We start from the raw sequence: 248 nt of genomic DNA, 5'->3' as shown, positions 1-248 counted from the left end.
ACCTACCTACCGACGTTCATTGTCAGCGACGCCTTGAAGGATGGGCGTCTGGTCAAGGTACTGGAGGACTTCGCTCCTGAGGCCTTGACCCTGTCGGCGGTGTACCCGCAGCACCGCCAGAGTTCACGCCCGGTGCAAGCGCTGGTGGAGTTCCTGCGCGAACGCCTGGCTAGCGGCTGCTGAACAGTTGGCGGATCAGGTTGGGCGTGCTGCCCGTCCACCGCTTGAATGAGCGCCGAAAATTCGCC

The 248-nt window shown here is 62.9% G+C and carries 1 protein-coding gene and 1 pseudogene; one reads left to right on the top strand and one right to left on the bottom strand.

From position 1 onward, the window contains the following. Nucleotides 1-183: LysR substrate-binding domain-containing protein (locus SB756_RS33485; RefSeq protein WP_410913687.1), on the top strand; the 183-nt coding region annotated here is incomplete at its 5' end. On the opposite strand, the pseudogene SB756_RS33480 reads toward SB756_RS33485, so the two are convergent. Next, nucleotides 170-248 (bottom strand): annotated as a pseudogene (locus SB756_RS33480) (AraC family transcriptional regulator); the annotation flags it as partial. The gene SB756_RS33485 and the pseudogene SB756_RS33480 overlap by 14 nt on opposite strands.

Source organism: Pseudomonas sp. SIMBA_068 (genome assembly GCF_046534705.1).
GTDB classification, from domain to species: Bacteria; Pseudomonadota; Gammaproteobacteria; order Pseudomonadales; family Pseudomonadaceae; genus Aquipseudomonas; species Aquipseudomonas putida.
The sequence above is the reverse complement of the archived record's forward strand: the minus strand, read 5'-3'. Positions and strand labels throughout refer to the sequence as shown.